This window comes from Aminobacter carboxidus (assembly GCF_014863355.1).
GTDB lineage: Bacteria > Pseudomonadota > Alphaproteobacteria > Rhizobiales > Rhizobiaceae > Aminobacter > Aminobacter carboxidus.
The window spans coordinates 1,347,426-1,371,828 of sequence record NZ_JACZEP010000001.1 but is presented as its reverse complement, the minus strand read 5'-3'; the positions used below and the strand labels follow the sequence as shown (position 1 = coordinate 1,371,828).

The following is a 24,403-nucleotide window of genomic DNA, read 5'->3' as shown; positions in this document are numbered from 1 at the left end:
AAGAAATGCCGCCGGATCGCTCCGGCGGCTTTGCTACATGGGACCATGCATTTTGCGGCCAACAGCGCCGCGGCCAGATCAATTCGTGGCGGCGTCAAGTTTCAGCACGACGAATTGCGTGAACTGCTCCGGGTTGAAGTTGTTGTCGGAGGCAATGACCAACGTGCGCCGGCCGTCTATTTCGGGGCCCCACGTCACCGACTCGATGTTGTCAATGTCGAGCCCGAAATCACCCTCGCCGATCTTCAGCACCTTGCGCTTCGACATCGGCTTTGCCGTAACGTCCTTGATCGAGGCAACATCCTTGACGTCGGTCGCACCGGAGAAACTGGCCAGATAGAAGTTGATCTCGCTGCCGATGCCAAGCGCGAAAGCACGTTCGATCGTCAGAAGCTCGTCGGGGCCAAAGAGCAGGAATTCGGAGAGGCCGTTGTCATTGTAATACGGGTCCTGGGTCGCCTTGGTGAAGATCGGCCCGTTGTCATAGACGTGTTCGGCAGCGACAGTGCCGCTGGCGATGTCGAAGCCAATGACGCGCGATGGGCTGCCAGCCTCCAGCGTCGCCTTGTCGCCGTCCTGCGCCAGCGCGTTTTCGGTTCCCGCCCAAAGGGTCTTGCCGTCGGGTGAAATGTCGAGGCTTTCGAACGACAGGTTGCCGCGCACACCGCGCGTCTTGTCGGCATTGGGCAGATAGGCCTCGGGAATGGCGAAGCTCCTGACGTGGCTGCCGTCGGGTTTGGCTTCATAGATCGCCGGCCGGCCAGCAGCATCACCCTCGCTCGACCAAAAGATGCGGTTTGCCGCAGAGTCGAAACGGATCGACTCCGGGTCGATGTCCTTCTTGGCGAAGGCAGCACCTTCGGCGTTGCGCAATTCTGCGCTCGAAACGATGTCGACGCCGTGAACGCCCTTGCCGTCGATCGCGAGCTTGAGCGTGTAAAGCCGCGCCGGCGCACGTTCCGAGCGGTCATCCGAAATGGCGTAGAACAGCCCGCTGGCCGCATCAAAGTCGAGGCCGGAGATGCCGCCGAACTCGGTTCCCGCAATCTTCAGTCCGGTCGGCAAGACGACCTGGCCGAGCAGCGTCGCCTTGAACGGCGCGGGATCCTGCGCATGGGCGCTGATCACCGACGAAGCCAGACCTGCAGCGATAGTGGAGAGAACAAACTTCATGGTGCGGTCACCTGCAATGCGTGTTGAACCCGTATTGCTAGCGTCGGCATTTGACAGCGACATGAAGCCGAAGTGTCACCCAAATGAAAAAGGGGGCCGAAGCCCCCTTTCCCAGTTCTTTCGTACGACGCCCTTACTGAGCGGCGTTGACCATGTCAGTCAGGATCGGCTCGGCGACCTCGGCACCCGAGAGCTTCCGGCGCTCGTCGAGGATCAGTTCGTCGCGCGAGGTGGCGATGCGCCGGATCTGGCTCATCATGCCGCCCGTGCCGGCCGGGATAAGACGGCCGACGATGACGTTTTCCTTGAGGCCCTGCAGCATGTCGGTCTTGCCGGCGACCGCAGCTTCCGTCAGCACCCTGGTCGTTTCCTGGAAGGAAGCGGCCGAGATGAAGGACGGCGTCTGCAGCGATGCCTTGGTGATACCGAGCAGAACCGGCTGACCTTCGGCAGGCTTCTTGCCTTCCTCGATCAGGCGATCGTTGATCTCGTCGAACTCGATGACGTCGACATGATCGCCCGGGATGTAGATCGAGTCGCCCTGTGCGGTGATCTCGACCTTCTGCAGCATCTGACGAACGATGACCTCGATGTGCTTGTCGTTGATCGACACGCCCTGCAGTCGGTAGACTTCCTGGATTTCGTTGACGAGGTAGGAAGCGAGAGCTTCCACGCCCTTGATGGCCAGGATGTCGTGCGGCGCAGGATTGCCGTCGAGGATGTAGTCGCCCTTTTCAATGGCGTCGCCGTCCTGAAGATGGAACGGCTTGCCCTTCGGGATCAGGTATTCGACCGGTTCAAGCGTCGAGTCATGCGGCTCGATGATGATGCGGCGCTTGTTCTTGTAGTCGCGGCCGAAGCGGACCGTACCATCGATCTCGGCGATGATGGCGTGATCCTTCGGACGGCGGGCTTCGAAGAGCTCGGCAACACGCGGCAGACCGCCGGTGATGTCCTTGGTCTTCGCGCTTTCCATCGGGATACGCGCCAGAACGTCGCCAGGACGAACCTGGGCACCCGGCTCGACCGAAAGAATGGCCTCGACCGAGAGCAGGAAGCGAGCATCGCCGCCCTTCGACAGCTTGCCGACCTTGCCCTTGGAGTCCTGCACGACCATCGCAGGCTTCAGGTCGTTGCCGCGCGGGGTCGAACGCCAGTCGATGACCTCACGCTTGGTGATGCCGGTCGACTCGTCGGCCGTTTCCTGAACGGAAATGCCGTCGACCAGATCCTCGAATGCCACACGGCCTTCGATTTCGGTGAGGATCGGACGGGTGTAGGGATCCCACTCGGCGACACGCTGGCCGCGCTTCACCTTGTCGCCATCGTCCACGAAGATACGCGAACCATAGGTGACGCGGTGCGTGGCACGCTCCTTGCCGGCTTCGTCGAGGATCAGGATCGCCATGTTGCGGCCCATCACGACGAGGTTGCCATCGGAGTTGCGAACCACGTTGCGGTTGCGGATCTCGACCTTGCCTTCATACGAAGCTTCAAGGAACGAGCTGTCCACCACCTGCGCGGTACCGCCCATGTGGAAGGTACGCATGGTGAGCTGCGTGCCCGGCTCGCCGATCGACTGAGCGGCAATGACGCCGACAGCTTCGCCCTGGTTGACAGGGGTACCGCGTGCCAGGTCGCGACCGTAGCAGACAGCGCAGACGCCAACCTTGACTTCGCAGGTCAGGGCCGAACGGATGCGGACCGACTGGACGCCAGCCTTCTCGATGACCTCGATGTCGCGCTCGTCCATCAGCGTGCCACCCTTGACCAGCAGATCGCCAGTAACCGGATGGTTGATGTCGTCGAGCGACGTACGGCCGAGGATACGCAGGCCGAGCGAAGCGACCACCTGGCCGGCATCGACGATCGGCTGCATGGTGAGGCCCTTGTCGGTGCCGCAATCAACCGAGTTGACGATGCAATCCTGGGCCACGTCGACGAGACGACGCGTCAGGTAGCCGGAGTTAGCCGTCTTCAGAGCGGTATCCGCGAGACCCTTACGGGCGCCGTGGGTCGAGTTGAAGTACTCGAGAACCGTCAGACCTTCCTTGAAGTTGGAAATGATCGGCGTCTCGATGATTTCACCCGACGGCTTGGCCATCAGGCCGCGCATGCCGGCGAGCTGGCGCATCTGGGTGGGCGAACCACGCGCACCGGAGTGCGACATCATGTAGATCGAGTTCATCGGCTTCTGACGGCCGTTGTCTTCGAACTCCACCGCCTTGATGCGGGCCATCATCTCGTCGGCGACCTTTTCCGAGCACTTGGCCCAGGCGTCGACGACCTTGTTGTACTTCTCGCCCTGTGTGATCAGGCCGTCATTGTACTGCTGCTCGTATTCCTTGGCCAAAGCTTCGGTATCGGCGACCAGCTTCTCCTTGGTATCGGGGATCAGCATGTCGTCCTTGCCGAACGAAATGCCGGCGCGGCAGGCGTGAGCGAAGCCGAGAGCCATGATGCGATCGCAGAAGATGACCGTCTCTTTCTGACCGCAGTGGCGGTAGACGGTGTCGATCATCTTGGAGATGTTCTTCTTGGTCATCTCCTGGTTGGCCGTGTCGTAAGGCACGTTGACGTTCTTCGGCAGCAGCTCGCCGATGATCATGCGGCCAGGCGTCGTGTCGTGGATCTTGGACACGACATTGCCTTCGGCGTCGACCGTGCGGAAACGACCCTTGATCTTGGCGTGCAGCGTGACAGCCTTGGTCTCAAGCGCATGCTGGAGTTCGCCCATGTCGGCAAACACCATGCCCTCGCCCGGCTCATTCTGGTTGACGATCGAAAGGTAGTAGAGACCGAGAACCATGTCCTGCGACGGCACGATGATCGGCGCGCCGGAGGCCGGATGCAGGATGTTGTTGGTCGACATCATCAGCACACGTGCTTCGAGCTGAGCCTCGAGCGACAGCGGAACGTGGACAGCCATCTGGTCGCCGTCGAAGTCGGCGTTGAAGGCCGTGCAGACGAGCGGGTGCAACTGGATGGCCTTGCCTTCGATCAGAATGGGTTCGAAGGCCTGGATGCCCAGGCGGTGCAGCGTCGGGGCGCGGTTGAGCAGAACCGGATGCTCGCGGATGACCTCGTCGAGGATATCCCAGACTTCCGGCTTTTCCTTCTCGACCAGCTTCTTGGCCTGCTTGACGGTCGAGGAGTAACCCTTGGCGTCGAGACGGGCGTAGATGAACGGCTTGAACAGCTCGAGCGCCATCTTCTTCGGCAGGCCGCACTGGTGAAGCTTGAGCTCCGGGCCGGTCACGATGACCGAACGGCCGGAGTAGTCGACGCGCTTGCCGAGCAGGTTCTGACGGAAGCGACCCTGCTTGCCCTTGAGCATGTCGGACAGCGACTTCAGCGGACGCTTGTTGGCACCGGTGATGACGCGGCCACGGCGGCCGTTGTCGAACAGTGCGTCGACAGCCTCCTGCAGCATGCGCTTCTCGTTGCGGATGATGATGCCCGGAGCCCGCAGTTCGATCAGCCGCTTCAAGCGGTTGTTACGGTTGATGACGCGGCGATAGAGATCGTTCAGATCGGAAGTCGCAAAGCGGCCGCCATCCAGCGGGACCAGCGGACGCAGGTCCGGCGGGATCACCGGCACGACCTTCATGATCATCCACTCGGGACGGTTGCCCGATTCCATGAAGTTCTCAACGACCTTGAGGCGCTTGAGATACTTCTTCTGCTTCAGCTCGGACGTCGTCGTCGCCAGCTCGGAACGCAGGTCGCCAGCGATCTTTTCGAGATCCATAGAGGCGAGCAGGTCGTGGATGGCCTCAGCACCGATCATGGCGGTGAAGGAATCCTCGCCATACTCGTCAACTGCGATCTGGTACTCTTCCTCGCCGAGGAGCTGGTGCTCCTTGAGAGCGGTCAGGCCCGGCTCGGTAACGATGTAGTTCTCGAAGTACAGGACGCGCTCGATATCCTTGAGCGTCATGTCGAGCAGCGTGCCGATGCGGCTCGGCAACGACTTCAGGAACCAGATGTGGGCAACAGGCGCTGCGAGTTCAATGTGACCCATGCGCTCGCGGCGAACGCGCGACAGCGTCACTTCCACGCCGCACTTTTCGCAGATGACGCCCTTGTACTTCATGCGCTTGTACTTGCCGCACAGGCACTCGTAGTCCTTGATCGGGCCAAAGATACGGGCGCAGAACAGCCCGTCACGCTCCGGCTTGAAGGTGAGGTAGTTGATCGTCTCCGGCTTTTTGATTTCGCCGAACGACCAGGACAGAATCTTCTCAGGGCTGGCGAGCGAAATCCGGATGGAATCGAACACCTGCGCAGGCGCCTGGGGGTTGAAGAGATTCATGACCTCTTGGTTCATGCCGTTCTCCTTTTCGGGGCCCACGAAAGCCCCTTTTCATCTTGTGCGGGCCAGAGCGCCCGCCTGCTGTGTCGGCCGTCGCCGAAAAATTCTCATCGAACGAGCACGATCAGTACCCAAGCCTGGGGATCGTGCTCAGCGGCGACGCCGCGGGAAAATCCCGCGGCGCGCCTTTAGTGCTTACTCGGCAGCGTTTGGCAGCCGGTGGTTTTCGTCGACCTTGGTGTTCTCAAGCTCGACATTGAGGCCCAGCGAACGCATTTCCTTGACGAGAACGTTGAAGCTCTCCGGGATGCCCGCTTCGAACGTGTCGTCACCGCGCACGATCGCCTCGTAGACCTTGGTACGGCCGGCCACGTCGTCCGACTTCACGGTCAGCATTTCCTGCAGCGTGTAGGCGGCACCGTAGGCTTCGAGTGCCCAGACCTCCATCTCACCGAAGCGCTGGCCACCGAACTGCGCCTTGCCGCCCAGCGGCTGCTGGGTCACGAGCGAGTACGGTCCGATCGAACGAGCGTGGATCTTGTCGTCGACCAGGTGGTGAAGCTTGAGCATGTAGATGTAGCCCATGGTCACCTTGCGGTCGAACGGCTCACCCGTACGGCCATCGTACAACTGCGACTGACCGGAGGTGTGAAGACCCGCCTGCTCCAACATGATGTTGATGTCGGCTTCATGCGCACCGTCGAACACCGGGGTCGCGATCGAGACGCCACGCTTCATCTGCTCGCTGAGGCGAACGATGCTTTCGTCGTCATAATCACGGACCGGCTCGTTGCGGTCGTTGGCCGGAATGAAGCTCTCGAGCGTCTCGCGCAGCGGCTTGATATCGCCACCAGACTTGTACGCTTCGATCAACTCCCCGATCTTCTTGCCCATGCCTGCGCATGCCCAGCCCAGATGCGTTTCCAGAATCTGGCCGACATTCATGCGCGAAGGCACGCCGAGCGGGTTGAGCACGATGTCAGCATGCGTGCCATCTTCGAGGAACGGCATGTCCTCGACCGGAACGATACGCGACACGACACCCTTGTTGCCGTGACGGCCGGCCATCTTGTCGCCGGGCTGCATCTTGCGCTTCACCGCAACGAAGACCTTGACCATCTTCATCACGCCGGGCGGCATCTCGTCGCCGCGCTGCACCTTTTCGACCTTGTCCATGAAGCGCTGCTCGAGCTGCTTCTTGGAGTCGTCGTACTGGCCGCGGAGAGCTTCGAGCTCGCCCTGCATCTTCTCGTCTTCGACGGCGAACTGCCACCACTGCGAACGCGGATAGTCGTCCAGCGTCTCCTTGGCGACGGTCGAGCCCTTCTTGAAGCCCTTCGGTCCAGCGATCGCGTCCTTGCCGACGAGCATGTCGCTCAAGCGGCTGTAGACGTTGCGATCGAGGATCGCCTGCTCGTCGTCACGGTCCTTGGCGAGACGCTCGATTTCCTCGCGCTCGATCGCCATGGCGCGTTCGTCCTTCTCCACGCCGTGGCGGTTGAAGACGCGAACTTCGACGACTGTGCCGAAGGTTCCGGGCGGCATGCGCATGGAGGTGTCACGGACGTCGGACGCCTTTTCACCGAAGATGGCGCGCAGAAGCTTCTCTTCCGGCGTCATCGGGCTTTCGCCCTTCGGCGTGATCTTGCCGACCAGGATGTCGCCCGGTGCAACTTCCGCACCGATGTAGACGATACCGGCTTCGTCGAGGTTCTTCAGCGCTTCTTCCGAAACGTTCGGAATGTCGCGGGTAATTTCCTCAGGCCCGAGCTTCGTATCGCGCGCCATGACCTCGAATTCCTCGATGTGGATCGAGGTGAAAACGTCATCGGCCACGATGCGCTCGGAGAGCAGGATCGAGTCCTCGTAGTTGTAGCCGTTCCACGGCATGAACGCGACGAGCACGTTACGGCCGAGAGCCAGATCGCCAAGCTCGGTCGACGGACCGTCAGCGATGATGTCGCCCTTGTTGACCCGGTCACCCATGCGAACCAGCGGACGCTGGTTGATGCAGGTGTTCTGGTTCGAACGCTGGAACTTCATCAGACGGTAGATGTCGACGCCAGACTTACCCGGATCGAGGTCTTCGGTCGCACGGATAACGATACGGGTCGCGTCGACCTGGTCGACGATACCGCCGCGGCGAGCGCCGATGGCTGCACCAGAGTCACGGGCAACGATCGGTTCCATGCCGGTACCGACGAACGGAGCCTCGGCACGCACCAGCGGCACAGCCTGACGCTGCATGTTCGAGCCCATCAGAGCGCGGTTGGCGTCGTCGTTTTCCAGGAACGGGATCAGCGCGGCTGCGACTGACACCATCTGCTTGGGCGAAACGTCCATAAGGTCGACGTTTTCGCGCGGCGCCATCATCACTTCGCCGGCGTTACGGCAAATGACGAACTCGTCGACGAAGTGGCCATCCTTGTCGAGCTCGGCATTGGCCTGGGCAACGAAGTGCTTGGCCTCTTCCATAGCCGACAGGTAGACAACCTCGTTGGTCAGCGTGCCGTCGACGATCTTGCGGTACGGGCTCTCGATGAAGCCGTACTTGTTGACGCGTGCGAAGGTAGCCAGCGAGTTGATCAGACCGATATTCGGGCCTTCCGGCGTCTCAATCGGGCAGATACGGCCGTAGTGGGTTGGGTGCACGTCGCGGACTTCGAAGCCAGCGCGCTCACGGGTCAGACCACCGGGTCCAAGCGCCGAAAGACGACGCTTGTGGGTGATTTCGCTGAGCGGGTTGGTCTGGTCCATGAACTGCGACAGCTGCGAGGAACCGAAGAACTCGCGCACGGCGGCTGCCGCCGGCTTGGCGTTGATCAGGTCCTGCGGCATGACCGTGTCGATCTCGATCGAGGACATACGTTCCTTGATCGCGCGCTCCATGCGGAGCAGACCGACGCGGTACTGATTTTCCATCAGCTCGCCGACCGAACGGACACGGCGGTTGCCGAGGTTGTCGATGTCGTCGATTTCGCCCTTGCCGTCGCGCAGTTCGACAAGCGTCTTGACCACGGCAAGGATGTCATCCTTGCGCAGGACACGGACGGTGTCTTCAGCGTCGAGCTCGAGACGCATGTTCATCTTGACGCGGCCGACGGCCGACAGGTCGTAGCGCTCGCTATCGAAGAACAGCGAGTTGAACATCGCTTCGGCGGTGTCGATGGTGGGCGGCTCGCCCGGACGCATGACGCGGTAGATGTCGAACAGCGCGTCCTGGCGGCTCTCGTTCTTATCGACGGTCAGCGTGTTGCGAATGTAGCCGCCGACATTGATGTGATCGATGTCGAGGATCTTGATCTCTTCCTCGCCAGCGGCAAGCAGGACCTTCAGGGTCTTTTCGTCGATCTCGTCGCCGGCTTCGAGGAAAATCTCGCCGGTGGCGTAGTTGACGATGTCCTCAGCGAGGTAGCTGCCGAACAGATCGTCTTCGGTCGCCTTGATCGCCTTGAGGCCCTTCTCGGCAAGCTGCTTGGCCTGGCGAGCAGTAATCTTCTTGCCGCCTTCGACGACGACTTCGCCGGTGTCGGCATCAACCAGGTCGCCGACAGCCTTAAGGCCGCGGAAACGGTCGACCGAGAACGGGATGCGCCAGTGATCGCCCGACTTCTTGTAGGTGATCTTGTTGTAGAAGGTCGACAGGATCTCTTCGCCGTCCATGCCGAGCGCCATCAGCAGCGACGTCACCGGGATCTTGCGGCGGCGGTCGATACGGGCGTGGACGATGTCCTTGGAGTCGAATTCGATGTCGAGCCAGGAACCGCGATAAGGGATGACGCGCGCGGCAAACAGAAGCTTGCCCGAAGAGTGCGACTTGCCCTTGTCGTGATCGAAGAAGACGCCCGGCGAACGGTGCATCTGCGAGACGATGACGCGCTCGGTGCCGTTGACGATGAAGGTGCCGTTGGACGTCATGAGCGGCATGTCGCCCATATAGACGTCCTGCTCCTTGATGTCCTTGATAGACTTCGCGCCGGTATCCTCGTCAATATCGAACACGATGAGGCGCAGCGTCACCTTGAGCGGCGCAGCAAAGGTCAGATCGCGCTGACGGCACTCGTCGACGTCGAATTTCGGTGCTTCGAACTCATACTTGACGAATTCCAGCATCGACGCGCCGGAGAAGTCAGAGATCGGGAAGACCGACTTGAAAACGGCCTGCAGTCCTTCATCGGGACGGCCGCCCTTGGGCTCGTCCACCATCAGGAACTGATCGTAGGATGCCTTTTGAACCTCGATGAGGTTCGGCATCTCCGCAACTTCCGGGATCTTTCCGAAGAACTTGCGTACGCGTCTGCGGCCATTGAAAGTCTGGATCTGGGCCATCGTCGCTCCTTGCTGCCTTTCTTGGGGTGAGCGTCGCTAATGCTCACCTTGCATTTTCGCGCCGCCTCGGCGGCGGCCTATCCAAAACGGGCGAAAACCCGTTTCCTGAAAGCCGCTTGCGGCCATCAGGAAATAGGTTCCCCACAATCCCCCGGGTCACGGGAGCCGGTGGGCGGCCGTTAAGCTGCCCACCGAAACCGTGCTTACTTAAGCTCGATCTTGGCGCCAGCTGCTTCCAGCTGAGCCTTGAGCTTCTCTGCGTCGGCCTTGGAAACGCCTTCCTTGACCGGCTTCGGAGCGCCTTCGACGAGGTCCTTGGCTTCCTTGAGGCCCAGGCCGGTGATGGCGCGGACTTCCTTGATGACTTCGATCTTCTTGTCGCCGGCAGCTGCCAGGATGACATCGAACTCGGTCTTCTCTTCAGCCGGAGCAGCAGCAGCGCCGCCGCCAGCAGCAGCAACAGCCACAGGAGCTGCAGCCGAAACGCCCCACTTCTCTTCGAGGAGCTTCGACAGCTCAGCCGCCTCGAGGACGGTCAGGGCCGACAGGTCGTCAACGATCTTTGCGAGATCAGCCATTTTTCTATTCCTTCAATCAGTTCGAACGTGTGTTGATGATAGCGAGGAACGGCCTCATGCCGCCTCGTCCTTCCGGGCATAAGCGCCAATGACGCGCGCGACCGAAGCCGCCGGCGCATTGACGATCTGGGCGATCCGGGTAGCCGGGGTGGCGATCATGCCAACCAGCCTTGCACGCAGCTCGTCGAGCGACGGGAGCGCGGCCAAAGCCTTGACTCCGTCGGCGTTGAGCGAGGTCGTGCCCATCGAACCACCAAGGATGACAAGCTTGTCATTGGTCTTGGCGAAGTCGGACGCGACCTTCGGCGCTGCAATCGGATCCTCCGAATAGGCAACCAGCGTCTGTCCCTTGAACAGATCGATGATGCTTTCGGATTCCGTGCCCTGAAGAGCGATTTTGGCGAGACGGTTCTTCGCGACTTTGACGGTGCCGCCGGCCTGACGCATCTTCACGCGAAGATCGTTCATTTGCGCGACGGTGATACCGGCATAGTGGGCCACGACCACTGAACCTGCGTTCGAGAACGCGTCATTCAGGCCCGTGACGAGTTCGCGTTTTTCCGCTCTGTCCACTGCCTATCTCCAGTTGACCGCTTCCCATTTGCGGGATGTGCGGTCGGGTTGCCTTTTGCCGGGCGGCCAATCCAGAAATTCCAGATCACCCGAACGGCGCTCGAGGATCCTGCCCCCTTTCGCCACACCTGACGGGCTTGTGGCCCGGCGCGATGCGCAGACAAAAGGCAAACACGGTTCGAACCTTTCATTGGAGCAAAGGCTCCTTTGTCTGGTCTTCACCCGTCTCATGCAGGCCCATTCGAATTAAGGACCAAGGGTCGCCTGGACCGCCTGCAATCTCGGACAGGATTTTCGAAAGCTGTTTCCAGCTTCCGAAAATCCGGGCCCGGAGGCCCGGAATACTTCTCAGGATCCAGCCGTTGCCGGCCGATCCCAATTCAAATCATCAGGACGCTGCGAGCGTGCCGAGGTCGACCTTGAGGCCTGGGCCCATCGTCGAGGTGACGGACACCTTCTTGACGTAGACGCCCTTGGCGCCTGCCGGCTTGGCCTTGTTGACCGCGTCAGCAAAGGCGCGGACGTTTTCTTCCAGCGCCTTGACGTCGAAGGAGACCTTGCCGACGCCAGCGTGGATGATGCCTGCCTTCTCGACGCGGAACTCAACGGCGCCGCCCTTCGAAGCCTTGACGGCTCCGGCGATGTCGGTGGTCACGGTGCCGACCTTCGGGTTCGGCATCATGCCGCGCGGGCCGAGCACCTTACCGAGACGACCGACCAGCGGCATCATGTCGGGAGTGGCAATGCAGCGATCGAAGTCGATCTGGCCCTTCTGGACGATATCGACGAGATCTTCGGCACCAACGATGTCAGCGCCGGCGGCGCGGGCTTCGTCAGCCTTTGCATCACGTGCGAACACCGCCACGCGGACCGTGCGGCCCGTGCCGTTCGGCAGATTGACCACGCCGCGGACCATCTGGTCAGCGTGGCGCGGGTCGACGCCGAGGTTCATGGCGACTTCGATGGTCTCGTCGAACTTGACCGACGAGCGAGCCTTCAAAAGCTCGATCGCTTCGCCAAGGCCGTAAGCCTTGTTCACGTCGATGCCTTCGCGGGACTTGGAAACGCGCTTTGCAATCTTAGCCATGATCTCAGCCCACCACTTCCAGGCCCATCGAACGAGCCGAGCCTTCGACCATCTTGATGGCGGCTTCGATGTCGTTCGCGTTCAAGTCCTTCATCTTGACTTCGGCGATCTCGCGCACCTTGGCGCTGCTGATCTCGCCAGCCTTGATCTTGCCCGGCTCCTTGGAACCCGACTTGAGGTTGGCAGCCTTCTTCAGGAAGTAGGCCACCGGCGGCGTCTTCATGACGAAGGTGAACGACTTGTCCTGGTAATAGGTGATCACGACCGGGATCGGGGACCCCTTCTCGAGCTCCTGGGTCTGCGCGTTGAACGCCTTGCAGAACTCCATGATGTTGATGCCACGCTGACCAAGCGCCGGACCGATCGGGGGCGACGGCGTCGCCGAACCCGCGGAAACCTGGAGCTTGAGCTGGCCCGCAACTTTCTTAGCCATCTCTTTCCTGCTTTCGTTTTATGCCGGATGACCCGGCGGTTGCAGTTTGGTGGTGCGAAAAAGACAACCGGCTAAGCTGCCTCTTCTCCCACCATGCTTGCGCCAGGCCTGCGCCCGGCACTGCCCACCACCGAAACCGGTGACGGGCGTCTCGATCAGCCCTTTTCGACCTGACCGAATTCGAGATCGACAGGCACAGCGCGCCCGAAGATCGACACTTCCACCTTGAGGCGCGCCCGCTCCTCGTCCACTTCCTGGACGAAGCCGTTGAACGACGCGAACGGACCGTCGGAAACGCGAACCGCTTCACCGATCTCGAACGTGACGGACGGCTTGGGACGCTCGACGCCCTCCTGGACCTGGTTCAGGATGCGCTGGGCCTCAGCTTCCGTGATCGGCACCGGCTTGGAATCACCAAGGAAACCAGTGACCTTCGGCGTGTTCTTCACGAGCGAGAAGACGGCGTCGGTCAAATGGGCCTTCAGCAACACATAGCCCGGGAAGAACTTGCGCTCAGCATCGACCTTGCGGCCGCGGCGAACCTCAACAACCTTCTCGGTCGGAACAACGATCTGCTCGATCTGCTCGCTCAGGCCCTTCTGCTTGGCCTTGTGCTCAATGTCCTCGGCGACCTTCTTTTCGAAGTTCGAATAGGCGTGGACGATATACCAGCGCGCAGTCATCTCAGGAATTCTCCGTATTCGCAGCCTTAGCGGCCAATGCCCAAGATCTGCTCGACGGCGAATGCCATCAGCTGGTCAGCGGCAAAAAAGAAAATCATCGCAATAATCGCAAAGCCAAGAACCATGACCGTGGAGATCATCGTCTCGCGCCGTGATGGCCACGTCACCTTCGCCGTTTCCGACCTTACCTGCTGCAGAAAGGTGAAGGGGTTCGTGGTTTTCGCCATGTGCCGCTCTGCTCTCAACGTCCGTTGACCGGACTTCTGGATGATCCCGTGACCGGGAGATGCCATCACATGAACGATATCGACGCCGAATCAGCGCAACATTTCGCCCATGCAATTCGGACGCGTAAAGCCGGATCCCCAGCTCCACGCGCCGCGTGTCTGTTTCGCTTACATAAAACCGATTCTCTCTCCACGCAAGTGGCAGGAACAAGCTTTACGTTTAAACGCCGCGTCGGAACCATCCAGTCGTTCCGTTCCGGCTATAGAAGTCCTTATGCCTGAATTAGCGAATTCTGGCAAGACTGGCACGGGCAGCAGGGCTCGAACCTACGACCTGCGGTTTTGGAGACCGCCGCTCTACCAACTGAGCTATGCCCGTGCATCTCGCCGCGCATCATCTGCGCAGCACGGGCTTCCTAAGGATTTCCACGGCGTCTGTAAAGAGCGCAATGCGTGATGTTGCGAACATTCACAGGCGGAATTTTGGTCAGGCGCCCTCGCCTGCCTAGTGACGCACTTTGGCTCGTTGCCTGCACCTGACGGCGCTCAATGTGCAGGGTCTCAAGCGCGGCTTTCGCGCAGCTTGCGTTGCCTCAGCTGCCTGACGGCCAGCAACGCCGCCCAGGCGCAAATGACAAGCTCAAGCGCGAAGGTCCAGTGCAGGATGAAGCTCAGTACCCAGTGCGAATATCGGGCCGGTATGGTGACAAGCTCTACCGTGACGTCACTGAAAGGCATCAGCCACTGCATCGGGGTAGCGATCGAATCGAGCACCATGTGGGTCATGACGGCGGTGAAGAAGACCATGGCAGCCGCAAAGAGCTGCGGCCATAACCATTTGACAAGTGGCAGTGCGACAACGCCAAGCCCGGTCCAAAACAGCGGCCAGTGCGTGAAGTAGCTGTGGTGGTGCGTCTGCTGGCCGTCGATCAGATAGAAGTAGAACATGTCGAGATCGGGGGCGACGCTGCCCAGGAGTGCAGCCGGCATGATCGTGCGGGCACCACGTCCCAGGTCCCGGACCAGCGTTCCCAAGACGAAACCGGCCGGCAAATGCGCGATCAGCATGCAACGCTTCCTGTTCCACGGACACGTCCCGCGACATTGCGGCGGCCTTAGGGCCGGGGCATCGAGGTCCAGGCTTCAGGTCAAGATTTGGCCGGCGGCACGTAAGGCCCGCCCGGAACACCCCAGCCCCAGCGGGGCATCGGCTCGTGCAGTGCGGGCGCGGCACCGTCCTGCGAGTTCAGCTTGGCCAGGCGTGTGCCCCATTCGAGATAGGCGACGAACGCCGAACGGAATTCGGGATCGTCGGGCAGCTTCACCTCATCAGCGGCGTCGAGATGTTTGTTGAGGTGGTGGCTGATCATGGCGGGATGGCCGCCATGGATCTCGCTGTAGTCCTTCGGCCCGCCGAACACTTCGCCAATGAATGCAGCGACATGTGCGGGATGATCAGCGGACATGTTGCGGAATACCGGCTCGAGCAGCGGATCCGCGAGAACCTTGTCGTAAAACACCTCCGTCAGCCGATTGAGCGCCGCAGCTCCGCCAGCCCAGTCGAACAATGTCGGCACGTCTTTTTGCATCGTCTTCCTCCATTCGCGTTGAATGGCATATGGGGAGCGCGACCACGGCATGGAAGCCTGCAATTGCCAAGCCTTGGCCTGGTGCTGGCGATGAAACGGCGGTTGGGCGCGGGAACGCCTTACTGTTTCCGCGCAAACTCACCTTGAATGGCCAGCCTGCAATTGGCGGGAATGGGGATCAGCCGGCAAACACCGCCATCTATCAGCAGATCCACCGAACCATTCCGGGTCAGAAGGCCAGCCGCCTTGAGCCTTGTCTGATCGGTATAGACGACCTTGATGGGGGCGGCGTCGTCGAACGAATGAGCTTGCACCCCCATTTCGTCAAGATACGCCGCAAGTACGGATGCGGGCGGCTTGGCTCTCAGATACCAGCCAAATCGAGCACCATAGCCAACCAGCCTCGTCTTACCCGCCGCCAGCAGAAGGGTGCAATCGTTCAAGCACAGCCCTTCGTAAGAAACTGCATTGCCGAATAACGGCGACTTGGCTGGAGCCTTGCAGCCCTCATCGCGCGGCCGGCAGCCGCCAAATATCGTGCCCCCAACAGCAACGTCCAAACGCGCCTTACGGATCATCCTGCCCATTGCCATCGCCGTCTCGACGTCACCGCCTCTGGAGGACACCACCAAGGGAAGCTTTCGCCCGCCCAGCGCCTTGAGCGTCGCCTCAAGCCGCGACAGCGCTTTGGCATCAATGTCGCCTTCAGCCGAAATCCATTCGGGACAATTCGGTTCGCAACCAGCTTCGCTGGAGCGAACGACCACGAACCACATGCCGCCATCTTCGGGCACGACATGCTTGGGATATGAGCCCGGCTGCGGCTTGATGTCAGGCGCCAGGGAGCAATTGCCGGCAGGAGTGGCGCTCTTGCAGACCTCGATGCTGACCAGGACGTCGGTCGCATCTAGGCTGGTTATCAGGTTCATATTGAGCATCTCGACGGGTGTCAGCTGGCGCATCTCGGAGACGGGCGTGCTTTGCCCGACATCGTACATTGTCTGCTTGACCCCCATCTCCTTGAGATAGGCCACCATCCTGGCGTTGAACGCCTTTCCCATCTTGGTGGTGGTGTAGCTACCCACCGTCTTGCGCCGGACGACCTTGCGGCTCAGGGTCTTTCTCTTGCCTTTGACGACCCGATAGGTCTCGCGATAGGTGATCTTCTGCTGCGTCACGTAAGACGTCACCTGATGGACTCCCATATAGGCCCATTGCCCGACGTGCCTGCGCACGCCGCCGGCGAACATCATCGAACAGGCGGAAGCACAATAGGCTCCAGCCGAGTACAGCGCGCCCCGATAGATACCCCTTCTGGCCGGATCGAGCTGGCAACCCTTCTGCTCAGGGGCGCATTCGACAAAGCGCGTCAGCCCGACGCCGATGTCGAGTTTTCGGGCACGCAGGATGCGGCCCAACTCCAAGGCTGCCTCGACCCGGCCGCCGGGCGACGTCACGATGACCGGCAGCCGCTTGTCGCCGAGCTTCTTGAGAAACTTCTTGAACGCGGCAGGCGTCGCCGGCGTGATCGCGCCCTCGGCTGAAATCCATTCCGGACACAAGGGCTCACATCCCAGCGAGGAGCTGCGCACCACGACGAAGCGCATGGGTGGACCGTCATTCTCCGGAGGTTTGCTCTTGGCAGCCTCCGCCGAGGCGGGAAGCAACAACGCGGCAGCAATGACAAGAGCAAAAGACAGGACAAGGGCCTGCCAGACCGTCCGCGCACCCTTGCCCATGGCGGATTCCCCCAAACCAGCCGCTACCCAGCGCGATAGTACTGTCGGAACGGGGACTTGCAACGTATCGCGCAAACAAAAAAGGGCGCCCCGGAGGACGCCCTTGATGCACTCGACGCCGAAGCGTCGATTATTCTTTGATCGAAGCGACGATGCCGGCGCCGACGGTACGGCCACCTTCACGGATAGCGAAGCGGAGCTTCTCTTCCATGGCGATCGGCACGATCAGCTCGACGTCGACGGTGATGTTGTCGCCGGGCATGACCATCTCGGTGCCTTCCGGCAGCGACACGATGCCGGTCACGTCCGTCGTGCGGAAGTAGAACTGCGGACGGTAGTTGGTGAAGAACGGCGTGTGACGGCCACCCTCTTCCTTGGTCAGGATGTAGGCTTCAGCCACGAACTTCTTGTGCGGCTTGACCGAACCCGGCTTGCACAGCACCTGGCCGCGCTCGACGTCTTCACGGCCAACGCCACGGATCAGCGCGCCGATGTTGTCGCCAGCCTGGCCCTGATCGAGCAGCTTGCGGAACATTTCAACGCCGGTGACCGTCGTCTTTGAGGTTGCCTTGATGCCGACGATCTCGACTTCTTCGCCAACCTTGACGATGCCGCGCTCGACGCGACCGGTGACCACAGTGCCGCGACCCGAGATCGAGAACACGTCTTCGATCGGCATCAGGAACGGACGGTCGATCGGACGCTCAGGCGTCGGGATGTAGGCGTCGACGGCAGCCATCAGCTCGCGGATCGCGTCTTCACCGATCTTCTTGTCCGAATCGTTGAGCGCAGCAACAGCCGAACCCTTGATCATCGGAATGTCGTCGCCCGGATATTCGTACTTCGACAGCAGCTCGCGAACTTCGAGCTCGACCAGTTCGAGCAGTTCGGCGTCGTCGACTAGGTCGACCTTGTTGAGGAACACCACCAGGGCCGGAACGCCGACCTGACGGGCAAGCAGGATGTGCTCGCGGGTCTGCGGCATCGGGCCGTCGGCAGCCGACACGACCAGGATCGCGCCGTCCATCTGGGCAGCACCGGTGATCATGTTCTTCACATAGTCGGCGTGGCCGGGGCAGTCGACGTGGGCGTAGTGGCGGGCCGGCGTCTCGTATTCGACGTGCGCCGTCGAAATGGTGATGCCGCGGGCCTTTTCTTCAGGCGCTGCGTCGATCTGGTCGTAGGCCTTGAACTCGCCGAAATACTTCGTGATCGCCGCCGTCAGCGACGTCTTGCCGTGGTCAACGTGACCAATCGTGCCGATGTTCACATGAGGCTTATTACGCTCGAATTTACCTTTTGCCATTGTCTCTTTCCTTGAGCATCGGGACCTTGGTTCCGGTCGGATGCGGGGCGATTACCGATAAAGGCCGAAAAAGACAAGCGCCTTTTGCCCAAACGACCACGTCGAGGCCAAAAGCTGTGCTGCTCTTTCAGTGCTGGACGCACATATGGGGGCAAAGGGATGCAAATAAAAGGCTTCTTGCCTCGGAGAAAAGCCTTGGAGCGGGTAGCGGGAATCGAACCCGCGTATTCAGCTTGGAAGGCTGCTGCTCTACCATTGAGCTATACCCGCGCCCTGAGCGCCGCGCGCCTTATCAGGAGCGAAGCACGCTCTGGTATCTACCTTGTCACACAGACCTCTGAAAGATGAAATCACCTTTCGAGGCCAGCGTTATGGCTTCCGGGCCGGCAGTGGTGGAGGAGGTTGGATTCGAACCAACGTAAGCTGAGCTAACGGATTTACAGTCCGTCCCCTTTAACCACTCGGGCACTCCTCCAACTGCTTTGCCGGAGCCATGCTACGAGGCTTTTTCGATCCCGGTTCTGGGCGAAGCGCCCTGCCCCGAAATCTGCGTGGGCTTATGGCGACAAGGATTTGGCCTGTCAACCGGACAGCGTGCGTTTTCATGCGGATTATTCAAAGCGCCTGGCAACGGGCGGTATCCAAAGCCAGGTGGGGCCGCTATAGCAGGCGCATGAACGATACCAAAAAGCCCGGAACGCCCAAAGACAGCCACTACGCCAAGCTGAGGCGGACCTTTCGCGACCAGAAAAGCGGCGGTGCGCCTGAATTCCGACCCAAGCGCCATTTGCCTCCGGGTGAGAACGCGCCCGACGGCCTGGTGCGGCTTTATGGCCTGCATACGGTGCGCGCAGCACTCGACAATCCACGGCGCAAGATCCGCCAGATGTGGGTCACCCGCAATGCGCTTGAGCGACTGGAGATCGCCGACATCGGCGCCCTGGCCTTTGCCACCGAGATGGTCGAGCCCAAAGACATCGACAAGATCACCGGCACCGACGCCGTTCACCAGGGCGTGTTGATCGAGGCCGAGCCGCTGAAGGCCAAGGCACTGTCGGCGCTCGGCGATTCGCCACTGATTCTGGTGCTAGACCAGGTAACCGACCCGCATAATGTCGGTGCGATCATCCGCTCAGCCGTGGCTTTCGGCGCCGGCGCGCTCGTCACCACGCAGCGCCACAGCCCGCACGAAAGCGGCGTGCTGGCCAAATCGGCATCAGGTGCGCTCGAACACATCGACATGATCGAGGTGCGCAACCTCTCCGACGCGCTCGGCGAGCTGCACGAGGCGGGCTTCCAGACCATCGGTCTTGATTCGGAGGGCCCGGCGGAACTTGAAAAGACCTTTGCCGGCGACAAGGTCGCACTGGTGCTCGGCGCCGAAGGCAAGGGCCTGCGCCAGAAGACGCGCGAGACGGTGACGGCACTGGCACGCCTCGACATGCCGGGTGCGATCCACTCGCTCAACGTGTCGAATGCAGCGGCTGTATCGCTGTATGCGGCGCGGAAATTCCTGCGCTAACGCTCCCTGGCTGGCCGATAGGGCCAGCCACCCTGCACTGCAACGAAAACAACGTCGCGCCTCTTGACCTTCCACCTGACGGAAGCCGTAGCCTTTCGGCACAACGGAACCTTGTCATGACGCGCCAGCTCACGCTTTTCGCCCTCTTCTCAGCCAGCATTGCGCTCGTTGCTGTCTCCGCTGCATTCGCGCAAGCAACCAGCGTGGCCGAACTCACGGGCAAGACGCACATCCACGGGCTCGCCTTTGACCGTGCCGACCCTTCCACCGTCCTGATCGCCACCCATCACGGGCTGATGAAAGCAGCGCCTGACGGCAGCGTGGCGCCGGTTTCAGACAGCCGCGACGACTTCATGGGTTTCACGTCTCATCCGACCGATTCCGAGATATTGTTCGCCAGCGGCCATCCCCAGGGCGGCGGCAATCTCGGCTTCATCAAGTCGACGGATTCGGGAAAGAGCTGGGCCAAGATCGCGCCCGGCGTCGATGGTCCTGTCGATTTCCACCAACTTGCGGTCAGCCCCTCGAACCCCGACGTGCTCTACGGCGCATATGGCGCGATCCAGAGCAGCCGCGATGGCGGCAAGAGTTGGGCGATCGCAGGCGCAGCACCGGCCAAGCTGATCGACCTTGCCGTCTCGTCGTCAGACCCTGACATCGTCTATGCCGCAACCGAAGACGGGTTGATGGTGAGCCATGACGGCGCCGGAAGCTGGCTGCCACCCATTCTGACTGGCGTAGCGGTCACCACGGTGGAATTGACCTCCGACGGCACCATCTATGCCTTTGTGCCGGGGCGTGGGCTGTTACGGGCGACGGAAGCGAATCCGGCCTTCGAGAAGCTGGCCGAAGGACCTGATCCGGCAGGCTACATTCTTCACCTGGCGCTGGATCGCCTGGCGCCCGCGAGGATGGTCGCCGTCACAGGCACCAGTGCCATCGTCGTATCCAACGATGGCGGCGCCAACTGGACGGTGCTTGGCGGCAATTGATCTGCACGACTGACCCGCACGACGCTAGCCTAACGTTGAACGGGCTCGCTGCGCTGGCGCAGGAGCCCGTTCATCGACAGTGATGAGAAAGCTGCGGCGTTGGGAACTTCCGCCGCGCCCTTCCCTGCCTATGCCGCCTTGCCCTTTGTTTCAGCCACGTCGACGCCGACCTCGAAATTGGCCATGCGCTCCAGCGCGCGCACCAGCGCCGAGTGGTCTTCCTTGGCCCCGCCATTAGCGGCACAGGAGTTGAACAACTCCTGGGTCATCGAGGTGTTGGGCAAGGAAACGCCGAGCGCCTTGGCGCCCTGCAGCGCGAGGTTGAGGTCCTTCTGGTGCAGTTCGATGCGGAAGCCTGGCGCGAAGGTGCGCTTGTACATCCGCTCTCCATGCACCTCGAGGATGCGCGAAGCGGCCAGGCCGCCCATCAGCGCCTGACGGACCTTGGCTGGATCGGCACCTGCCTTGGAGGCAAACACCAGTGCTTCGGCGACCGCCTCGATGGTGAGAGCGACGACGATCTGGTTGGCGACCTTGGTGGTCTGGCCGACGCCATTAGGGCCGACGAGCGTAATGTTCTTGCCCATCTTCTCGAACACCGGGCGAGCGCGCTCGAATGGCTTTTCCTCGCCACCGACCATGATCGTCAACGAAGCCGCCTTGGCCCCGACCTCGCCGCCCGACACCGGCGCATCGAGATAGTCGCAGCCCAGTCCATTGATCTTGCTGGCGAACACCTTGGTCTCGATCGGCGAGATCGAGCTCATGTCGATCACGAGCTTTCCCTTGGAAAGCCCTGACGCAACGCTATTGTCGCCAAAGAGAACGTCAGCCACCTGCGGCGTGTCGGGCACCATCAGGATGATGATGTCACAAGCCTTTGCCAGTGCCTGATGTCCGGCGACAGACTTCAACCCCTTGCCCACGAGTTCCGCGGGCAGCGCGCCGCGATGGTCGCTGGCGACAACCTCGTATCCAGCGTCGAGCAGGTGACCCGCCATCGGCGCGCCCATGATGCCCAGGCCGACAAATCCGATCTTTTCCATTTCAATGTTCCTTCAATTCCAGAGGTGGGCGCGCGCTCAGGCGGCGGCGCTGCCCTTGTCGGCAAAACCCGCGAACCATCCAAGGCCTTCGACCGTACCGGCCTTGGGCTTGTATTCGGCGCCGACCCATCCGGTGTAGCCGATGCGGTCGAGGTGCTCGTAGAGGAACGGGTAGTTGATCTCGCCCGTTCCGGGCTCGTGACGCCCGGGATTGTCCGCCAGTTGCACATGCGCGATGCGGTTGAGGTTGGCCTCGATGGTGCGGGCTAGATCGCCCTCCATGACCTGCATGTGGTAGATGTCGTACTGCAGGTAGAGATTGTCAGAGCCGACCCTGTCGATGATGCCAAGCGCCTGCTTGGTGTTGGTCAGGAAGAAGCCTGGAATGTCGCGGGTGTTGATCGGCTCGATCAGCAGGCGGATGCCGGCAGTCTTGAGCTTCTCCGCAGCGAAGGCGAGATTCTCGACCAACACGTTTTCCAGCACGTCACGGGCGTTGCCGGCAGGCGCGATGCCGGCCAGGCAATTGACCTGCTCGCAGCCAAGCGCATGGGCATAGGTAATCGCCTTGGCGACGCCCTGGCGAAACTCGTGGATGCGATCGGGCAGCACCGCGATGCCGCGCTCGCCTGCCGCCCAGTCACCGGGCGGCAGGTTGAAGAGGGCTTGGGTCAGGCCGTTCTTCTTGAGGCGCGCGGCGACGGCATCGGGGGCATGGTCGTAGGGCGCGATGTACTCGACACCCTTGAAGCCAGCACGGGCAGCGGCATCGAAGCGGTCGAGAAAGTCATGCTCGCCAAAAAGCATCGAAAGATTGGCTGAGAACTTTGGCATTGGTGTTTCCTCGGAAAATCAGTCGAGCAGCATGATTGCGGTGGGCGCGTCTTCGTTGCTTTCGGCAAGCTCTTCGAACTCGACGACGTTGTCGATCTCGACGCCCATGGAGATATTGGTGACGCGCTCGAGAATGAACTCGAGGACGACCGGCACCTGATGCTCCTTCATGAGCTGCTTGGCCTGCTTGAAGGCAGCGGCAAACTCCTCCGGCTTGCGAACTCGAACCGCCTTGCAGCCCATGGCCTCGGCAACCGCGACATGGTCGACACCATAACCCGCTTCCGGGTCACCGGTTCGATTGATGTTTTCGAACGACAGGCTGACTTCGAAATCCATGGTGAAGCCGCGCTGCGCCTGGCGGATCAGGCCAAGATAGGCGTTGTTCACGACGACGTGGATGTAGGGCAGCTTGTGCTGGGCGCCGACCGCCAGTTCCTCGATCATGAACTGGAAGTCATAGTCGCCCGAAAGAGCAACGATGTCGCGATCCGGATCGGCGGCACGAACACCAAGCGCTGCCGGCAACGTCCAGCCGAGCGGGCCGGCCTGGCCGCAATTGATCCAGTTGCGCGGCTTGTAGACGTGCAGGAACTGAGCGCCGGCGATCTGCGACAGGCCGATGGTGGTGACATAGGTGGTGTCACGGCCGAACGCCTTGTTCATCTCCTCATAGACGCGCTGCGGCTTGAGCGGAACCTGCTCGAAGTGCGTCTTGCGCTTCATCGTCTTCTTGCGGGCCTGGCACTCCTTGGCCCAGCCGGACCAGTCGCGCAGCTTGCCTGCCGTCTTCCACTCGGTGGCGACGTCGAGCAGCATCTTCAGCGCCGCACCGGCATCCGAGGTCACGCCGAGATCGGGCGCAAAGACGCGGCCGATCTGGGTCGGTTCGATGTCGATGTGGATGAATTTACGGCCTGCCGTGTATTTGTCGACCGAGCCGGTGTGGCGATTGGCCCAGCGGTTGCCGACGCCGAGAACGAAGTCCGAGGCCAGCATGGTCGCATTGCCGTAGCGGTGCGAGGTCTGCAGGCCGCACATGCCGGCCATCAGGCGATGGTCATCGGGGATCGAGCCCCAACCCATCAGGGTCGGGATGACGGGAACACCTGTTATTTCGGCGAATTCGATGAGCAGGTCCGAGGCATCGGCATTGATGATGCCACCGCCGGCAACGATCAGCGGCTTCTCCGCCTCGTTGAGCATCGCCAGTGCCTTTTCAGCCTGGGCGCGCGTCATTGCCGGCTTGTGGACCGCGAGCGGCTCATAAGCGTCGATGTCGAACTCAATCTCGGCAAGCTGGACGTCGACCGGCAGATCGACAAGCACCGGCCCGGGACGGCCCGAGCGCATCAAGTGGAACGCCTTCTGCAGCGTCATCGGAACCAGATATGGCTCCATGACGGTGACGGCCCACTTGGTGACGGGGGCTGCGATCGCCGCGATGTCGACGGCCTGGAAGTCCTCCTTGTTCAGGCGGGCGCGCGGCGCCTGGCCAGTGATGCACAGGATCGGGATCGAGTCGGCCGATGCCGAATACAGCCCGGTGATCATGTCGGTGCCGGCCGGGCCTGATGTACCGATGCATAGGCCGATGTTGCCGGCCTTGGTGCGAGTGTAACCCTCGGCCATGTGCGATGCGCCCTCGACGTGGCGGGCAAGCACGTGACGGATCGAACCGCGTGCCTTCAAAGCTGAGTAGAGCGGGTTGATGGCCGCACCCGGCACACCGAAAGCACACGAAATGCCTTCCTTCTCGAGAACGAGGACCGCTGCATCGACAGCGCGCATCCTGGCCATGATCTTACCTCCAACTGGAAACTAATGTTGGGCAGATCGTGTCACCTCGGATCGCATTTTGCAATTTTTTCAAAATATTTTTTCATTAGTTGCCATGCACGCTTAGCAACTGATTTTATGATGCTTTTCATTTTTCGTTGCAGCGGCGCCCAATATGGATGAAAAAGTTTTTTAAAA

At 61.1% G+C, this 24,403-nt stretch carries 19 protein-coding genes and 3 tRNA genes; 3 read left to right on the top strand and 19 right to left on the bottom strand.

Annotated elements, in window-relative coordinates:
- Positions 1 to 78 precede the first annotated feature (78 nt).
- From IHE39_RS06480 to secE, 9 genes are all read right to left on the bottom strand, one after another.
- Positions 79 to 1,173 (bottom strand): esterase-like activity of phytase family protein, encoded by a 1,095-nt coding sequence (locus tag IHE39_RS06480; protein WP_192565863.1) that lies wholly within the window; start codon positions 1,171 to 1,173, stop codon positions 79 to 81.
- Between the two features lie 133 nt (positions 1,174 to 1,306).
- Positions 1,307 to 5,503 carry a DNA-directed RNA polymerase subunit beta' gene (gene rpoC, locus IHE39_RS06475; protein ID WP_192565862.1) on the bottom strand — a complete coding sequence of 1,399 codons (4,197 nt, stop codon included), beginning with the start codon at positions 5,501 to 5,503 and terminating at the stop codon, positions 1,307 to 1,309.
- Between the two features lie 180 nt (positions 5,504 to 5,683).
- Entirely contained in the window at positions 5,684 to 9,817 is a 4,134-nt protein-coding gene (rpoB, locus tag IHE39_RS06470) for a DNA-directed RNA polymerase subunit beta (RefSeq protein ID WP_184774684.1), read from the bottom strand.
- A gap of 203 nt (positions 9,818 to 10,020) precedes the next feature.
- Positions 10,021 to 10,395 (bottom strand): 50S ribosomal protein L7/L12, encoded by a 375-nt coding sequence (rplL, locus tag IHE39_RS06465; RefSeq protein WP_184774686.1) that lies wholly within the window; start codon positions 10,393 to 10,395, stop codon positions 10,021 to 10,023.
- A gap of 54 nt (positions 10,396 to 10,449) precedes the next feature.
- A complete protein-coding gene (rplJ, locus tag IHE39_RS06460; protein WP_184774688.1) occupies positions 10,450 to 10,968 on the bottom strand; it encodes a 50S ribosomal protein L10 in 519 nt (172 codons plus the stop codon).
- A 388-nt stretch (positions 10,969 to 11,356) separates the two neighbouring features.
- Complete coding sequence (gene rplA, locus IHE39_RS06455) at positions 11,357 to 12,055, bottom strand: 50S ribosomal protein L1 (RefSeq protein ID WP_184774690.1); 699 nt, start codon at positions 12,053 to 12,055, stop codon at positions 11,357 to 11,359.
- A gap of 4 nt (positions 12,056 to 12,059) precedes the next feature.
- Positions 12,060 to 12,488, bottom strand: a complete 429-nt coding sequence (rplK, locus tag IHE39_RS06450) for a 50S ribosomal protein L11 (RefSeq protein ID WP_055973823.1) — start codon at positions 12,486 to 12,488, stop codon at positions 12,060 to 12,062.
- A gap of 155 nt (positions 12,489 to 12,643) precedes the next feature.
- Positions 12,644 to 13,171 carry a transcription termination/antitermination protein NusG gene (gene nusG, locus IHE39_RS06445; RefSeq protein ID WP_115732114.1) on the bottom strand — a complete coding sequence of 176 codons (528 nt, stop codon included), beginning with the start codon at positions 13,169 to 13,171 and terminating at the stop codon, positions 12,644 to 12,646.
- Positions 13,172 to 13,197: 26 nt separating this feature from the next.
- On the bottom strand, positions 13,198 to 13,398 hold the full coding sequence (gene secE, locus IHE39_RS06440) for a preprotein translocase subunit SecE (protein WP_184774692.1): 201 nt from the start codon (positions 13,396 to 13,398) through the stop codon (positions 13,198 to 13,200).
- Between the two features lie 69 nt (positions 13,399 to 13,467).
- Here secE and IHE39_RS06435 point away from each other — a divergent pair, with 69 nt between their 5' ends.
- Positions 13,468 to 13,680 (top strand): hypothetical protein, encoded by a 213-nt coding sequence (locus tag IHE39_RS06435; protein WP_184774694.1) that lies wholly within the window; start codon positions 13,468 to 13,470, stop codon positions 13,678 to 13,680.
- 21 nt (positions 13,681 to 13,701) lie between these two features.
- Here IHE39_RS06435 and IHE39_RS06430 read toward each other — a convergent pair.
- From IHE39_RS06430 to IHE39_RS06400, 7 genes are all read right to left on the bottom strand, one after another.
- Positions 13,702 to 13,777 (bottom strand) — tRNA-Trp (locus tag IHE39_RS06430).
- Between the two features lie 182 nt (positions 13,778 to 13,959).
- Positions 13,960 to 14,466, bottom strand: coding sequence for a metal-dependent hydrolase (locus IHE39_RS06425; RefSeq protein ID WP_192565861.1), 507 nt, complete (start codon positions 14,464 to 14,466; stop codon positions 13,960 to 13,962).
- A gap of 80 nt (positions 14,467 to 14,546) precedes the next feature.
- Positions 14,547 to 14,987 (bottom strand): group II truncated hemoglobin, encoded by a 441-nt coding sequence (locus IHE39_RS06420; RefSeq protein ID WP_192565860.1) that lies wholly within the window; start codon positions 14,985 to 14,987, stop codon positions 14,547 to 14,549.
- Between the two features lie 119 nt (positions 14,988 to 15,106).
- Complete coding sequence (locus IHE39_RS06415; protein WP_192565859.1) at positions 15,107 to 16,726, bottom strand: hypothetical protein; 1,620 nt, start codon at positions 16,724 to 16,726, stop codon at positions 15,107 to 15,109.
- A gap of 130 nt (positions 16,727 to 16,856) precedes the next feature.
- Complete coding sequence (tuf, locus tag IHE39_RS06410; RefSeq protein WP_115732107.1) at positions 16,857 to 18,032, bottom strand: elongation factor Tu; 1,176 nt, start codon at positions 18,030 to 18,032, stop codon at positions 16,857 to 16,859.
- Between the two features lie 196 nt (positions 18,033 to 18,228).
- Positions 18,229 to 18,302, bottom strand: a tRNA-Gly gene (locus tag IHE39_RS06405).
- A gap of 120 nt (positions 18,303 to 18,422) precedes the next feature.
- Positions 18,423 to 18,507 (bottom strand) — tRNA-Tyr (locus IHE39_RS06400).
- A 198-nt stretch (positions 18,508 to 18,705) separates the two neighbouring features.
- Between IHE39_RS06400 and rlmB the strand changes: the two genes are divergently transcribed.
- Positions 18,706 to 19,554 (top strand): 23S rRNA (guanosine(2251)-2'-O)-methyltransferase RlmB, encoded by an 849-nt coding sequence (rlmB, locus tag IHE39_RS06395; protein WP_184774326.1) that lies wholly within the window; start codon positions 18,706 to 18,708, stop codon positions 19,552 to 19,554.
- Between the two features lie 116 nt (positions 19,555 to 19,670).
- Positions 19,671 to 20,546: a WD40/YVTN/BNR-like repeat-containing protein gene (locus tag IHE39_RS06390; protein ID WP_192565858.1), complete on the top strand. Its 876-nt coding sequence runs from the start codon at positions 19,671 to 19,673 to the stop codon at positions 20,544 to 20,546.
- A gap of 128 nt (positions 20,547 to 20,674) precedes the next feature.
- Here IHE39_RS06390 and IHE39_RS06385 read toward each other — a convergent pair whose 3' ends face one another.
- From IHE39_RS06385 to gcl, 3 genes are read right to left on the bottom strand one after another with little or no spacing between them, the layout of a single operon-like run.
- Entirely contained in the window at positions 20,675 to 21,592 is a 918-nt protein-coding gene (locus IHE39_RS06385) for a 2-hydroxy-3-oxopropionate reductase (RefSeq protein ID WP_192565857.1), read from the bottom strand.
- A gap of 36 nt (positions 21,593 to 21,628) precedes the next feature.
- Positions 21,629 to 22,426 carry a 2-oxo-tetronate isomerase gene (gene otnI / locus IHE39_RS06380; RefSeq protein WP_192565856.1) on the bottom strand — a complete coding sequence of 266 codons (798 nt, stop codon included), beginning with the start codon at positions 22,424 to 22,426 and terminating at the stop codon, positions 21,629 to 21,631.
- An 18-nt stretch (positions 22,427 to 22,444) separates the two neighbouring features.
- On the bottom strand, positions 22,445 to 24,226 hold the full coding sequence (gene gcl, locus IHE39_RS06375) for a glyoxylate carboligase (protein WP_184774318.1): 1,782 nt from the start codon (positions 24,224 to 24,226) through the stop codon (positions 22,445 to 22,447).
- Positions 24,227 to 24,403 lie beyond the last annotated feature (177 nt).

Excerpts from the sequence above, each read along its gene's own strand:
- nusG (WP_115732114.1), bottom strand. The coding sequence starts at position 13,171 with ATGACTGCGCGCTGGTATATCGTCCACGCCTATTCGAACTTCGAAAAG.
- IHE39_RS06425 (WP_192565861.1), bottom strand. The coding sequence starts at position 14,466 with ATGCTGATCGCGCATTTGCCGGCCGGTTTCGTCTTGGGAACGCTGGTC.
- IHE39_RS06385 (WP_192565857.1), bottom strand. The coding sequence starts at position 21,592 with ATGGAAAAGATCGGATTTGTCGGCCTGGGCATCATGGGCGCGCCGATG.
- gcl (WP_184774318.1), bottom strand. The coding sequence starts at position 24,226 with ATGGCCAGGATGCGCGCTGTCGATGCAGCGGTCCTCGTTCTCGAGAAG.
- rplA (WP_184774690.1), bottom strand. The coding sequence starts at position 12,055 with ATGGCTAAGATTGCAAAGCGCGTTTCCAAGTCCCGCGAAGGCATCGAC.
- tuf (WP_115732107.1), bottom strand. The coding sequence starts at position 18,032 with ATGGCAAAAGGTAAATTCGAGCGTAATAAGCCTCATGTGAACATCGGC.
- rplL (WP_184774686.1), bottom strand. The coding sequence starts at position 10,395 with ATGGCTGATCTCGCAAAGATCGTTGACGACCTGTCGGCCCTGACCGTC.
- rplK (WP_055973823.1), bottom strand. The coding sequence starts at position 12,488 with ATGGCTAAGAAAGTTGCGGGCCAGCTCAAGCTCCAGGTTTCCGCGGGT.
- otnI (WP_192565856.1), bottom strand. The coding sequence starts at position 22,426 with ATGCCAAAGTTCTCAGCCAATCTTTCGATGCTTTTTGGCGAGCATGAC.
- rlmB (WP_184774326.1), top strand. The coding sequence starts at position 18,706 with ATGAACGATACCAAAAAGCCCGGAACGCCCAAAGACAGCCACTACGCC.
- IHE39_RS06480 (WP_192565863.1), bottom strand. The coding sequence starts at position 1,173 with ATGAAGTTTGTTCTCTCCACTATCGCTGCAGGTCTGGCTTCGTCGGTG.
- IHE39_RS06415 (WP_192565859.1), bottom strand. The coding sequence starts at position 16,726 with ATGGGCAAGGGTGCGCGGACGGTCTGGCAGGCCCTTGTCCTGTCTTTT.
- IHE39_RS06390 (WP_192565858.1), top strand. The coding sequence starts at position 19,671 with ATGACGCGCCAGCTCACGCTTTTCGCCCTCTTCTCAGCCAGCATTGCG.
- rpoC (WP_192565862.1), bottom strand. The coding sequence starts at position 5,503 with ATGAACCAAGAGGTCATGAATCTCTTCAACCCCCAGGCGCCTGCGCAG.
- IHE39_RS06420 (WP_192565860.1), bottom strand. The coding sequence starts at position 14,987 with ATGCAAAAAGACGTGCCGACATTGTTCGACTGGGCTGGCGGAGCTGCG.
- secE (WP_184774692.1), bottom strand. The coding sequence starts at position 13,398 with ATGGCGAAAACCACGAACCCCTTCACCTTTCTGCAGCAGGTAAGGTCG.
- IHE39_RS06435 (WP_184774694.1), top strand. The coding sequence starts at position 13,468 with ATGAACGATATCGACGCCGAATCAGCGCAACATTTCGCCCATGCAATT.
- rpoB (WP_184774684.1), bottom strand. The coding sequence starts at position 9,817 with ATGGCCCAGATCCAGACTTTCAATGGCCGCAGACGCGTACGCAAGTTC.